Origin of the sequence: Marinomonas sp. NPDC078689 (assembly GCF_044542435.1) — a bacterium.
Classification (GTDB): domain Bacteria; phylum Pseudomonadota; class Gammaproteobacteria; order Pseudomonadales; family Marinomonadaceae; genus Marinomonas; species Marinomonas arenicola.
Genome location: NZ_JBITUJ010000007.1, coordinates 12646 through 26247 on the forward strand (window position 1 = coordinate 12646; position 13602 = coordinate 26247).

The window sequence follows — 13602 nt, forward strand, 5'->3', positions numbered from 1 at the left end:
TTATAGTTTTCCGATAATAAAATTGTACATATTGGTGATATCTTCGCTGATTTCGTCTGGCGGGATCAGGTCGATATAGGCTTGGAGCTTGTCAGTATCCAGCCCTATACCCTCGGTATTGATCAGAGGGTCAATGACATTTTTGGCATTCAATCGCCGGATATCGTTGTTATCACCTGGGTTGTTTGGTTGTAAATGATTTCGCTGCGCAATATCAGGGTTGTTGATTGCAGCAAGTACGTTGTGATGCGACAGTGCTGTATGTGAAAGCAAGTAATTTTTGATTTCACGGCGTTTCCAAGCCAATAGATATGGCGAAACGTTGGTGCCACGCGGCCATTGAATGGCATTTAGCAACTCACGGTACACTTGCCCGTTCACTTGAACGCCATTGGCAGCATTCCAGTCCAATGCCGCCTCGTCTCGATCACAAATTAGGAAAATCTGTGTTGTGACAAGTGGTGATTCAATCTTGCTCAAGCCATGTAACCAATCTATTTTGCCCTTGCCAAAGGTTTCGTTAGCAGAAGCGTAGCTGGACGACTTTTTCATGGCATGCACAGTGGCTAATCGATTTACGTCTAACCCTGCACGTGAGGCGAGTTTGGTAAAGATAATCCAGTCGTTGTAGTCATCTAATAAGGCGATGTTAGGCAGTTTGCCACACACTTCAAATTCAACGGATTTGGCACGAGAAAGTACACTGAGTCGGCTGATTAGTTGCTTGATTTTGTTGTCTTCATTGATTCGGCCGTGTTCCACAACTTTCAAGTGTTCTATGCGGTTTTCTTTTGCAGAAATAGAGTCCAACAGGTGTGTCGTAGTAATCGCATGGCCTTGAATGCCGTGTAATAGAGACCATAGTTTCTCTACGTTTTTGTAGTGCAGGTGCGAATCTGCTTCATCAAACAGGAATAGCGTATTCGGCGCATCAAAAAGGTCTATCAACGCGTATAGAAAGAGCAGTTGGTATTCGCCATCACTGAGTTGGTCAAGCTCTAAACCATTATGAAAATAAAGCTTACATTTATTCTTATCGATGAAGTAGTCATTATCCGCCGCTTGAGTAAAAAAGCTTATTTCTGGCCTAAATGAATTTCGTGAAAAATTACTTCGTCCAAAATTGGCATGATTAGAACCAAACCCAAAAGCAGGAGCAGACTCAAAAGAAACATCAATAAGATCATTAGCGTTTATTTCAATATCTTTCTTTCTTAATGGTGTACTAAAATCAAAGTCATCGCTAACTATTTGACTCACAAAGCTGTCTAGTGTTCTAAAGTATGGCGTATTTCGAAGAGTATCTGTTTCTCCAATTTCTTCTTTTCTCAATGCTTCCTGAACTCGTTGAATATAACTTCTATCTATTTTAAACCCACATTTTAAGATAGTACTCAAATCATCTTGGTCACCAGACTCTTGAACATAATTTTGTTCTTTTAGGAAAGATCGAACCTTGCCAGTGCGTTTAGTTGCTGTTGCTAAAAATATTAATATCTTTGACCAAGACTTATCAAAGTATAGACACCCTAGACTTAGTCCCTTACCAGCTTGGCGTTCGCGCTTTAGGTAAATACTAAACTTCTCAGAGTAATTTTCATTTTGTCCTGAAGAAAAACACACAACATTTAGGTTTTGATGTGCGCGTTTGTTTAATCGATCTTCAAATACTGATTGCAAGATGCTGGATTTGCCACTGCCATTTTCACCAATTAAAGTAGCAACTTTATTGATATTTAAGATTTGTGGCTGGTCGTGCAACGGGTTAGGTGCGAGTGTTAATTCCATTTCAATTCACGTGATATAGATGTTGTTGTAATTGTTTAAAAGCCGCCAGCAAATAGGCAGGCTTCCCACCGAATGCTGTTGAGGCGTCTTTCACTGTACCCAAGCCTGATAGCTCGATAAGAGCAGGCAAACGCTCGCGTGATAGCTCGGTGCTGCCGGTTTGCTCATAACGGTTAAGTACAAAGTGCAAAAACTGCTGTGCCTTTTCTTGTTGGTACTGATTAAAGAAGGCGCTGTTAGTACGAACGTGATCTGCGCGAGCTTTACGGGTTGCCATGGGCTGTTCAAAGGCTAAAAAAGCCAGCAGATCGAAGATATCGCACTCTTCTGCTTCAAACATGCGCCGCAGTGTGGACAATTGTTCTTTATCAAAGCCTGCTTGTACAAGTTTACAGAGTAAGGTTTCGCGCTCGTCTGGGTCTGACCATATCTGCCGCAATTCCTCAACCGATCTAAACACCCCTGGTAATTGGGTGATTAAACGCTCAACAAATTCTTGCACCGTGAGAGGTTTGCCGTTTTCATCGATATAACGAGTTTCAACGTCAATAACTTTCAGTTCACGGTGTTTGCCTAACTTTACTTTCAACCTAGGTTTTGGCTCACCCGGTTCAGGCTCTGGGCCATCTGTTTCTCCTTCTGGTTCTGGAGTGTAAGGTGGTGTTGGCTCACCAGTGCTACCTGGCTCTGGCGCTTCAGGTTCGCCATCCCAATCTTTGTCATAAAATTTATTGGTTGCACCGCGAAAATCAACAATGGTGAAATAGTCTTTGCCATCAAACACACGGGTTCCGCGGCCGACAATTTGTTTAAACTCCACCATTGAGCCGACAGTTCTGTCCAGCACTACGTTACGCACATTACGGGCATCTACACCCGTGGTTAACATTTGCGATGAGGTAATGATGGCGGGGATGTCTTTGTCATTATCTTGGAATTTTTCCAGTAGCTCGCGGCCAACTTTACCTTCGTCACTGGTTACACGTACACAGTAATGGGGATCTTTCAGCTCTTTGTGTTTATTGATCATGTCACGCATGGTCAGTGCATGATTTTGGTTTTCGCAAAAGACGATGGTTTTTTCTAATGGATTGATATTGTCCAAAATGGCTTTTGCGACCAGTTCGGTACGTTCATCTACGACGATTTTTTTGTCGTAATCTTCTACCTGATAGACGTCTTGCCCTGATTCACCTTCAACCACTTGGTCATTTTTCGTTAGCACCAGTTCGTCTAAGTTAGTGCGCACCCGTTTGACACGATATGGTGTTAAGAAACCATCGTTGATGCCATCTTTTAATGAGTATTCAAAAGCAGGGGAACCAAAGTAGTCGTAGGTATCCACGTTAGCTTCACGTTTTGGTGTAGCTGTTAGGCCGACATGCACCGCACTGCCAAAATGATCGAGTATGGCTCGCCAAGAGCCTGTCTCATTAGCACTGCCACGGTGACACTCGTCAATCATTACAAGGTCAAAGAAATCTCTTGGGTACGCTTTGTAATGGCCTTCAATGTTTTCACGCTCAGCAATAGCTTGGTAGATAGCAAAAAAGATGTGTGCATTGGTTGGCACAACTCCCCCACGTTTGCGTACCTCTTCGCCGTTTATTTTGATGAGATCTTTTTCGTATGGATTGAAGGTGTTAATGGCTTGATCGGCCAATATATTGCGATCTGCTAAAAACAAAATTCTAGGCCTACGTGCCCCCGTCGACTCTTTGTTCCAACGGGACTGAAAGAGTTTATGGACGATTTGAAAGGCAATAAAGGTTTTACCTGTACCAGTCGCCAGCGTTAACAGCACTCGTGGCTTACCTTTGCCAATAGCATCTGTCGCCGCATGGACCGCTAATTCTTGGTAATAACGCGGCTGCATTGCGCCTTCTAAATGAAAGGGCACATTACGAAGCTGCTGGCCTAGATCTGAATTAACACCCGCGTAGCGGTTTTCAAGCTCTTGTGGTGTTGGGTAAAACTCGATGTAGTCGCCTTTACCAGTTTCTAAGTCGAACTCATAGGTTTGTTTGCCGTTACTTGAATAGACAAAGCGAACGAGTAGTTTCTTGGCATAGTCGATGGCTTGTTGAAGGCCTTTGGTTGGGTGCTCGGACTCTTTTTTTGCTTCAACAACTGCAAGGTAACGATTGTCTTTGTGGAGCAGGTAATCGACGAAACAACGGCGACCACGGACACCGCCAGCAAGCTTACGGCCATCGGTAAAGTAATGTTCCCGAATAATGTTGCCCGGTTGCCAATGCGCGGCTTTTAATGCTGGGTCTATGTAGTTTGCCCTGGTATCTGCTTCAGATGCCATATTTAAGTCCTTTTATAATCGCATAAACGCTTACAAATAATCAGTTAAATGCAGTATAACCCCTTCAGTCTTCATAGTCTTGTAGCTGCCACCTTTACTGTTAACCATTAACCGCAGGTCATTTTCCACATATTTTGGCGTTAACTTAACAACTTTTGATTTTTTCTTTTCTCGTATTAAAGGCTCTTTTTCTTCTAAATGTCGAATATGTGCAACCAAATCAAATAAAGTACCATTAGGAAGCTCTTCAACCGCTTGTTCTGCGACTGTTGGCGCAATATCAGAACCCACCCCCATTTGTTCTAGCATATTCACTAGTTGATCAAACTTAGAGCCTTCTCGACTTATTGTTGGTTGAGATTCAAGTTTTTCAACTGAAGAGCTTTTTACTATGGAGTTTTGAATAAGATTCGACCTAGGAATTTCTAAATCTGCATATTTTTGAATTTCTTCTTCTCGACCACTTTGAAGCGCTCTAATCATTGGCTTGATCATATGAAGCTCTTCGTTAAAAACGATATCCACTAATTTTTTGTCGATGATTTCGCGCCCAATTGTTACAGCTCTCGTCTGACAAAGATAAAAAAGAGTTACTGCTACATGCGCAATGCCCTGTGAATAGTCCCAAAAAAGACTGCGGATATTTCCTGTCATTGGCTGAGGTGACTTGAACCACTGAAGTGACCAGAGCTGGTCAAAAAAACGATCCCACTCGCTATTTTTTCCTGCTCTGGACGCGGTATTGAAACGACTCCAATTAATACTTCCAAACTGGGATGCACGCCTTGCTGAACGCATGCTTGGAGAGAATAACTCATACGCTTTTGGCGTACCCACAAAGAGTATTGGAAGTTTTATGGTATTTGTTAGTTGAACGAAAAATCGTAGAATTTTTTCAGACACTCCAGACTTAGAGCGATCTAAATGTTGAATTTCATCTATTACCAACAAACCTATAGAGTGCAGCGCAGCTACTCTTGCAAAGTCACCTAACAACATATCGACATTAGAACGCGACCTTACGTATTGTTTTTCGTATTCTCCATCATTATCTAAGGCAACATCCAACGCACGGAAGAAATTAATACAAAGACTTTTTACTGATGCATCATGAGGACTTTCAACTTTTAACCAAACAAGCTGAACATGTTGGTATTCGGGGTGAATAATAGTTTGCGGATAACCTGCCAAAATAGCTTCCACCGCGGTTGTTTTTCCTGCACCAGAGCAACCAATAACAGAACTGACAAGCGCCTCATTCCCTGCGTTTCTAGCGATTGTTTGCAAAGGCATATTGCGCGTTCGATTTAGTGTCTCTTGATAACCTTTATTAGCGATATTACGACTTAAATAACCTTGGCGTATCATGGAAGAGATTGTTTGTTCAAGTTGCAAGTGAGCTTTCGTAGGGTATAAAAAACCATCCATTATTCTCAGCATTGCATGTCGCCTAATATGTGCTGGCAGGGCTACTTCTTCCGCTCTAATCTCTGGCTTACGTCTTAAAAGCTTTGCTGTTTGTTCTGGTGAATTAATAGGTGGCAATGCATTAATGAGTGGATGACCTTCATAATCACTGAGCTCAGCGGGCAAATAAACGGCTTTTATGTGTTCCATTTAGTCACGCTCCATTAAAAGTCATCTAAATCAGGAAAGTCAAAATTGGGCTCAACTTCTATTTTCTCATGAATCGCAGTCACTGTGGCTTTTTCTGCAGAGTTTGATGCCTTTCTATTTCTTACTCTTTCTTTCTGGCGCTCTGCCTCTTTTTCTTTCTGTCGATTACCCCCAATCCCACTGAGCCTTTTACTTGTAATAGATAAATCGGTGTTCTTCTTACGCTTAGCAGCTTGAAAGGCAATTTCTTCAACTTCGTTCTGTTGATCAGGCGCTCTATAATCAGCTTCTTGCTGGCTTGCCGCTATAGTTGTTCTGCTTTCCCTCAGGATGCTTACCGCCTCAGTAAAGCTCATATCTTTATATCTTCGACTACGCGGTTCTAATGAGCACTTCCATACACTATCAAATTGGTTATTCGGTCTAACATAAATAGAATTGGTATCAAGTGGATCGTATGCTATCTCCACACTCTTTGGTCTAGGCGCTACTTTATTTTTATGTAACCAGCCTAAACTCACTGCTTCCGAGCATGTGTAATAGAGCCCTTTAAAACAGATACCACAAGCCGAAACAGTCGCCTTTTCATGTGGCAAAAAATTAATAAAAGTTAACGTTTTATCAACTTCACGCAGAACACCGGTGCGGTTGCGAACTCCCCAATTCCATAATTCTACAGGAACAGGAGCAAGATCTGTGGGCATATCTGACTCAAAATCATAACCGCTTAACACTCTTGTTGTATTTCGGTTAATCTCAGAGATGATCACCATTCTTGTAAAATCATAGAGAGTTAAATCCGCAGATAACTCATTACGTTTACCAGCTTTTTTTTTGCCATTAATTGGTTCTACTTTCCCTTGAACATAGGGCAATATATCTGCATGCATCGTCTTAAACGATCGCTCAACGACTCCCTTATCATTCCCACGATACGCTCTAGTATTGGACAGCGTTACTCCAAAACGATTAACCAAAATATCGCCATGCTTACCCAATAGTTCACCACGATCAGCAGTAACTGTTGCCGGCGTGCCTACGCTTGGCCAGTCAGCATAAGAAATTTCAATTCCAAAACGACGGCAATATTCAACTTTGTCGCCGAAAGCATTGGCTAAAGCGATTGATGCTGTAGCCCATGAAGGATTTTCTAACCCAACATACAACCCTACCGTCATTCGACTAAACACATCCTTTACTTTATAGATAATAGGACGACCAATAATTCGATCCGGATCTAAGGCAGAGATTAAATACACATCAGCAATAGTGGCATCAATCTCATATCTAGCTCCTGGGCCAAAGTTGTTTGTAACCGAGGTACCTTTTAAGGGTGCTATATCTTTTTCATATTCAATATTTGAAACTCTTGCCCTAACAACATCAGGTTTACTGTAGTGTCTTTCAAAAAAGTAACGAAACTGCATGTCTGTGGGCAAATCGCTTTTGTGTATTTTGGGATATTTTGACTTTATATAACCAATCGCCTTTGCTCGAGCCTTAGGAAGATCGACGTCCTCTCTTAAAAGATAAAAGGCTTCTATAGATAGACGAAAAAAACCAGCAATCTCTTCCGTGACAATCATCCCTTCTCCAGGTGTAACTGAACGTTTTCGGCCTAATTTGCTAGTAACTCCTCTTCGTACTTCACCTGGTGCTCCACATCTAGAGTAATCGAGAGCTAAGGCATCAGGAGTCATCCCTCGTTGCCAATACCGTCTTAGCTGACGCGTAATGTAGAGTCTTTTCTCATCCGTATTTTCAAGTAATGCTTTGATATGTTTATTGCGTAGTGTTTTATCAAATAATTCGACATTGTGCTCAAGTAAAGGAGCAATAGCGCTATATGCGCGATCCCTAGCTTTCTCAGATTTTGATCCTGGCTCAAGTACTGTTAACTTAATAGGATCAGGTATTAACTCCAACTCTAGTGAGTCAATTTCAGATGTTCCTATACGAAAAGGCCATGCTTTGTCATCATTGATATCGATTAACATCAAGAAATTGACTTGTTCAAGAACCACACGTAGTTGCGAAGCTGGAGTGGAATGAGGATCTGAATAGACTCGATTAAGATACATCTAAAGCATATCCTTCAATCAGAATGAGACTTTGTGTAAGAGAAAGGTCTGAACAAGACCACTGCCTGAATACCTTGTGTAGAGGTACATCAATTAGGTTGGCAGCAATTGCCTTTCGAGTTACTCCAATATGAAAACCTGGTTCACAAGAGTACTCATCATCCAACGTAGAACAAACCGTCGACAGTCTCTTTTTAGCACCTGAAAACCTCTGATAAACCAATTGGATATCAGTAACAGATAGTTCAGTATAAAGGTCGTTTGAATTTTGATTGGCGGCATGAAGCCATTCTAAGTTTTCTTTAATAGCTGCACTAATTTCTTGTTCAGTAAAAAGTTTCCATTCGTAACCTTGTTGCTCCCAAAATACCTTCTCAATCTGGAGTTTTTCAACCGTTCGCATGTCATTCAGGTCTTCTGCATACTTAACAGCAACAGCTAAACCTTTTTTGTTCTTTAGTTCTATTACTAAATCCGTTGTAACGACTTTTAACTTCCCTGATATTTGAGGGTGCTTAATACCCAATCGTTCACAAATACTGAGGGTATCTACTATAGGAAGTGGGTATTGCTCCTTAATATCGACGGTAAGGTTATAACGATCAAAAATAAGGAAGGCAGATAATTCTAAACGAGATAGGAGATGATGGGGGCGTGATGAGTTTCGGCCAAAGATTCGATAGCTTTCACCTTTACTACTAATTTCATGGACTTTGATGAAAGGTTCATACTTACGTCCAGATCCAATACCTCTGGTTTTTAGTCGTTTTTCATCTTTTGGATCTAGTGATCTTTCCGAATCATACATAAATTTCCCCCCTGTCTATCTGAGGATAGCAGGGGGGCAAAAAATATTAAACTATATTATAAAACATCAAACTATATTATAAATTATCAAACTTTATTATAGTCGTATATTAATAGTGATCGAGCTATACCAGAAAAAAGAAGAATAAGAAAAGTGCTTATTCGACCGTTACGGACTTCGCTAAATTGCGTGGTTGGTCCACGTCGGTGCCTTTTACAACTGCTACGTGGTACGACAAGAGTTGCAGCGGAATAGTGTGAACGATAGGTTCCAGTATTTCTTCCACTTTGGGTACTTCTGTGAAGATGATGTTCTCTTCGTTATGCAACGCCGTTGTACGGTCTGCAAACACATACAATTCACCGCCGCGCGCGGCCACTTCTTGCATGTTCGATTTCAATTTATCCAGCATGCCATTGTGCGGCACCATGGTAATGATAGGCATATTTTCATCCACGAGTGCCAATGGGCCGTGTTTCAATTCTCCGGCAGGGTAGGCTTCGGCGTGAATGTAAGAGATTTCTTTCAGTTTTAACGCACCTTCAAGGGCAATCGGATACATGGCACCACGACCTAAAAATAAAGCGTTTTGCTTGTTTGCAAAACGATCCGATACTTTTTTAATGTGCTCATCCTGCAACAAGGCAGCATTAACATAAGCCGGTAGTGAGCGCATGGCATTTACTAGGGCTTGTTCCTTTTCTGCTGACAGACCATTTTCGACCGCTATCGCGACACTGGTAATTAACAATGCCGTTAACTGTGTGGTAAAAGCTTTCGTCGATGCTACGCCAATTTCGACGCCTGCATTGGTCAATAGTGTCAGTGCAGATTCTCGAACTAGGGTACTCGATGGCACGTTACAAATGGCCAAAGTCGTAAGATAGCCTTGCTCTTTGGCTTTGCGTAATGCCGCTAGGGTATCCGCCGTTTCACCAGACTGAGACAGCGTCAGAAACAAGGTGTTTTTTGGCACGGCAACCTTACGGTAGCGATACTCACTGGCCACTTCCACAGAGCAAGGTAAGCCTGCCAAATCTTCTATCCAGTATTTGGCAACAAGGCCAGCATGGTAGCTGGTACCACAGGCAACAATATGAACATTCTCTACTTCTTTTAAAAAGCCTGAGTCAGCGCCAAAGCAGCTTGTTAGTACTTTGCTTTCGCTAATTCGACCCTCTAAACACGCAGCGATCACTTTAGGCTGCTCGTAGATTTCTTTCATCATATAGTGACGAAATTCACCTTTATCGGTGGCGTCTATGTTGTGATTAAAGACGCTCACAGGGCGCTCTTGTTGCTCCCCGTTTTGGTCATAGATGACAACCTCATCACGCGTCACTTCCACTAAGTCACCTTCTTCTAAAAAGATGAACTTATCAGTGACATGCAAGAGCGCGAGCTGATCTGAGGCCACAAAGTTTTCTTCTATGCCAACGCCCACAACCAATGGGCTGCCTTTACGAGCGGCGATAAAGCGCTCATTTTCAGTGTTATTTACCACGGCAATGGCAAATGCGCCTTCCAATTGAGCCAATGTGGCTTGCACAGCCTTTAATAAATCTGGTTGTGTTTTCAGTTCGTTATGAATCAGATGAACGATTACTTCGGTGTCTGTTTCTGATTTGAACTCATAGCCTTTTGCTTTTAGCTGACGGCGTAATACTTCATGGTTTTCAATAATGCCGTTATGCACAAGCGCAAGGTCGTCGCCAGAAAAATGCGGGTGAGCATTGGCTTCTGTTGGCTTACCATGTGTGGCCCAACGGGTATGTGCTATCCCCATGGTGCCGTCTAGCGGCTCTGCGGCGAACTTGTCTTTTAACGCCTGCACCTTGCCTACAGCACGATGAGAGAAAACCCCTTGTTCGTTATTGATTGCCACGCCTGACGAGTCATAGCCTCGATATTCAAGACGGCTTAATCCTTCAATCAGGATTTTTGATACATTACGGCGAGCAATGGCGCCTACGATTCCACACATGTGTTTTGTCCTTTCAATCTGTTTATTAAAAAGGGCTTATCGCCTTTTTAATGCTTGGTCTATGCCATTATTTTTTGGTTGGTTTCGGCCAATTGTCTTTGCTTGTCTGACGCGCTCGCCCAAGAGCTAACTGGTTTGACGCGACATTCTTAGTAATGGTTGAACCCGCTGCGACTGTGGCCCCGGCGGCAATGCTGACGGGTGCTACTAACGCAGAATTTGATCCGATAAATACATTATCGGCCACTTGCGTCAGATATTTATTCACCCCATCGTAGTTACAAGTAATGGTGCCGGCACCTACGTTCACGCCAGCGCCCATTTGCGTATCCCCAATGTAGCTAAGATGATTGACCTTGCTGCCTTCGCCTATGATGGCTTTTTTAGTTTCTACAAAATTGCCAATCTTAGCTTTATTGGCCAATGATGTTCCTGGACGAAGTCGCGCAAAGGGACCTATATCACAGGCTTCACCCACTTGGCTGTCATCAATCAAGGTGTTGCTTTTAATCACGGTGCCATTGCCAATGGTGCAATTTTTTAAGTGGCAATTTGGGCCTATTTCAACATCGTCACCGATTACTACCTTGCCTTCAAAAAGACAGTTAATGTCGATCACAACATCTTGACCTGTGATCAGTTCACCACGCACATCAATACGTGAAGGATCGAGTAAGGTCGCGCCGTTTCTCATCAGTTCATCGGCTTGTTGGCGTTGTAGCACTCTTTCTAAGGTGGCCAATTGCAAGCGATCGTTCACGCCAGACACTTCTGCTTCAGTCGCAGGTTGCACGGTAACAATCTCCACACCATCGTGTGCTGCCATTGCAATAATATCGGTCAGATAGTATTCCTGCTGGGCGTTGTTGTTAGTAAGCGCTGCCAGCCATGTTTGTAAATGCGCATTGGGAGCCAGCAAAATTCCCGTGTTCACTTCTTGGATCTTAAGCTCATCCGCGTTGGCGTCTTTTTGCTCGACAATGGCTGTCACCTTGTTGGCGGCATCACGCACAATACGCCCGTACCCTGTTGGGTTATCAAGCGTTACGGTTAACAGCACCAAGGTGTTTGGTGTCGACAAGGCCGTCATTTTTTCTAACGTACTCGCCTGGATAAGCGGAACATCGCCATACAGAGTTAACGTTGAGCCATTCTCTTGTAAATGCGGAGCAACACGTTTTAGCGCATCGCCGGTTCCTTGAGGGTCATTTTGCCAAACAATATTGGCCGAAAAATCCTGACATTTTTCTGCGACTTGTTCGCCTTGGTGTCCAACAATAAGGTGTAAGGCGGCATTAGGCAGGCTACTGGCTACGGTTAATACTCTACGCACCATAGACACACCGCCAATTGCGTGCAGTACCTTAGGAAGCTTAGATTTCATGCGGCTGCCTTTACCGGCAGCGAGGATAACAATATCCTGAGTCATTAGATCGTCCTTGTGTGTTGGCGTCTATAAAATGGAATATAAGTGATACTAACTATTAGACCTTGAGTACCGTTTCAGCTCAACCACAATTGTCAAAAATAAAATGACAATTAAAAATAAAAGTTGGGATTGGAATCGACACTACAGCTTATTATGGGTGGCCTTTCGTCTAATAACTGGAGATTCGATGTCTCAACCGAGGGTTAAAGTCGAAATGATAGTAATGGTTTGTGATTGTTGCATCACTTTAGTCGCAGGTGTCAGGCACTTTGTCTCAGGTCTTGTAGGTTAGTCTTTAGGCTAATAACTGGAGATTCGATGTTTCAAACGAGGGTTAAAGTCGAAATAGCCGATGATGTTGTGTTAGTTAAAAACAGTCATGTTAATCACAGGTGTCTCGTCTGTTTGGCTTTATTGGTACAGTGGTCATCAGCCGCTCTTTTTTCAAGGTAAGCAGACCTACAAGTGACAGTTCAAGTGCAAGTGCGAGTGCAAGTTGGTTGAGTCATGTTAATCGCAAGTGTCTCGTCTGTTTGGCTTTATTGGCACTGCGGTCATCAGCCGCTCTTTTTCAAGGTAAGCAGATCTACAAATGACAGTTCAAGTGCAAGTGCTAGTTGGTTGAGTCACGTTAATTCTAAGTCTCTTTTACTTGGGCAGCGGTTGCATTCTTTTTGCAGTAGTTCAACCAGTAGTCTGGCGGCGGGGCCGGTGCGTTCGCCTTTGCCGAAAATGGCGTACATGTAGAAGGTTCGCTCGCCGCCAGAAACAAGGTTTAGCGCTTTTAATTTTCCGCTTTCTAATGCCTCGTGTAAGTCGGCTTTTGGCAGCCAAGCGAAGCCTATGCCGCTGGTGACAATTTCTAGCGAGGATTGAACACTGGATACAGTCCAGCGGCGATCCGCTCCCAGCCAACCAGAATCCATGGATGTTTCTACCGCAGAGTCACGGATCACCAATTGGAGCTCTCGGCTCAAGCGTTCATTATTAATCGGTAACGTTTCTTGCTGCAATGGATGGTCTGCCGCGGCAACAGCGATCATTTCCACTTCAACAATAGGGTCGGCTAAATAGCCTTTTGGCACTATGCTGCTGAGCACTAGGTCTGGCCGTCCTTGCTTCAATGCTTCTACGCCACCACTCAGAACCACTTCTTTTAGTTGCACTTGAGTGCCTTGGCTTTGGGGCTCAAAGCCTTTTAATGCACGCAATAACGCCGGTGTCGGAAAGGCTTGATCGACCACGACTTCAAGTTCAGGCTCCCAACCTTGCCCTAAGGTGCTGGCAAGCTCTTCAAGATCCACCGCTTCTTTAATTAAATGGCGAGAACGTCGCAGCAAAACCTCACCACGCTCGGTTAATTTCGCTTTGCGCCCTTCAATAATCAACAGCGGATAGCCTAGTTGCTCCTGCAACTTAGCCACCGTGTAGCTCACAGAAGATTGGCTTTTATGCAAGGCTTCGGCGGCTTGGGCAAAGCCACCTTTATCAACAACGGCTTGTAACACGCGCCATTGCTCTAATGTTACTCGGGGTGCTTTCACTAGCGATGTCCATTCTGAAGTTTTGATTCATTGAATT

General features: G+C 43.3%; 8 protein-coding genes. All 8 read right to left on the reverse strand.

What is annotated here, in order from left to right; all coding sequences use genetic code 11:
- The 8 genes from ACIGBN_RS12010 to ACIGBN_RS12045 all read right to left on the reverse strand — a co-directional run bounded on the left by ACIGBN_RS12010 (position 1) and on the right by ACIGBN_RS12045 (position 13565).
- Positions 1 to 1788, reverse strand: a complete 1788-nt coding sequence (locus ACIGBN_RS12010) for an ATP-binding protein (protein WP_396665684.1) — start codon at positions 1786 to 1788, stop codon at positions 1 to 3.
- A gap of 1 nt (position 1789) precedes the next feature.
- The gene (gene hsdR / locus ACIGBN_RS12015) at positions 1790 to 4102 is read right to left on the reverse strand and encodes an EcoAI/FtnUII family type I restriction enzme subunit R (RefSeq protein WP_396665686.1); all 2313 of its coding nucleotides are present in this window, start codon (positions 4100 to 4102) and stop codon (positions 1790 to 1792) included.
- Positions 4103 to 4132: 30 nt separating this feature from the next.
- Positions 4133 to 5719 carry an ATP-binding protein gene (locus ACIGBN_RS12020; RefSeq protein WP_396665688.1) on the reverse strand — a complete coding sequence of 529 codons (1587 nt, stop codon included), beginning with the start codon at positions 5717 to 5719 and terminating at the stop codon, positions 4133 to 4135.
- Positions 5720 to 5733: 14 nt separating this feature from the next.
- The gene (locus tag ACIGBN_RS12025; RefSeq protein WP_396665690.1) at positions 5734 to 7800 is read right to left on the reverse strand and encodes a Mu transposase C-terminal domain-containing protein; all 2067 of its coding nucleotides are present in this window, start codon (positions 7798 to 7800) and stop codon (positions 5734 to 5736) included.
- On the reverse strand, positions 7790 to 8608 hold the full coding sequence (locus tag ACIGBN_RS12030) for a TnsA endonuclease N-terminal domain-containing protein (RefSeq protein ID WP_396665692.1): 819 nt from the start codon (positions 8606 to 8608) through the stop codon (positions 7790 to 7792). Before ACIGBN_RS12030 ends, ACIGBN_RS12025 begins: the two co-directional genes overlap by 11 nt.
- Before the next feature lie 157 nt (positions 8609 to 8765).
- A complete protein-coding gene (glmS, locus tag ACIGBN_RS12035) occupies positions 8766 to 10592 on the reverse strand; it encodes a glutamine--fructose-6-phosphate transaminase (isomerizing) (protein WP_396665694.1) in 1827 nt (608 codons plus the stop codon).
- Positions 10593 to 10659: 67 nt separating this feature from the next.
- Positions 10660 to 12021, reverse strand: a complete 1362-nt coding sequence (glmU, locus tag ACIGBN_RS12040; protein WP_396665696.1) for a bifunctional UDP-N-acetylglucosamine diphosphorylase/glucosamine-1-phosphate N-acetyltransferase GlmU — start codon at positions 12019 to 12021, stop codon at positions 10660 to 10662.
- Positions 12022 to 12647: 626 nt separating this feature from the next.
- The gene (locus ACIGBN_RS12045) at positions 12648 to 13565 is read right to left on the reverse strand and encodes a LysR family transcriptional regulator (RefSeq protein ID WP_396665698.1); all 918 of its coding nucleotides are present in this window, start codon (positions 13563 to 13565) and stop codon (positions 12648 to 12650) included.
- Positions 13566 to 13602: the final 37 nt, after the last annotated feature.

Bases quoted from the DNA above. Each gene is read 5' to 3' on its own strand.
- hsdR (WP_396665686.1), bottom strand. From the start codon at position 4,102: ATGGCATCTGAAGCAGATACCAGGGCAAACTACATAGACCCAGCATTA.
- ACIGBN_RS12010 (WP_396665684.1), bottom strand. From the start codon at position 1,788: ATGGAATTAACACTCGCACCTAACCCGTTGCACGACCAGCCACAAATC.
- ACIGBN_RS12025 (WP_396665690.1), bottom strand. From the start codon at position 7,800: ATGTATCTTAATCGAGTCTATTCAGATCCTCATTCCACTCCAGCTTCG.
- glmU (WP_396665696.1), bottom strand. From the start codon at position 12,021: ATGACTCAGGATATTGTTATCCTCGCTGCCGGTAAAGGCAGCCGCATG.
- glmS (WP_396665694.1), bottom strand. From the start codon at position 10,592: ATGTGTGGAATCGTAGGCGCCATTGCTCGCCGTAATGTATCAAAAATC.
- ACIGBN_RS12020 (WP_396665688.1), bottom strand. From the start codon at position 5,719: ATGGAACACATAAAAGCCGTTTATTTGCCCGCTGAGCTCAGTGATTAT.
- ACIGBN_RS12030 (WP_396665692.1), bottom strand. From the start codon at position 8,608: ATGTATGATTCGGAAAGATCACTAGATCCAAAAGATGAAAAACGACTA.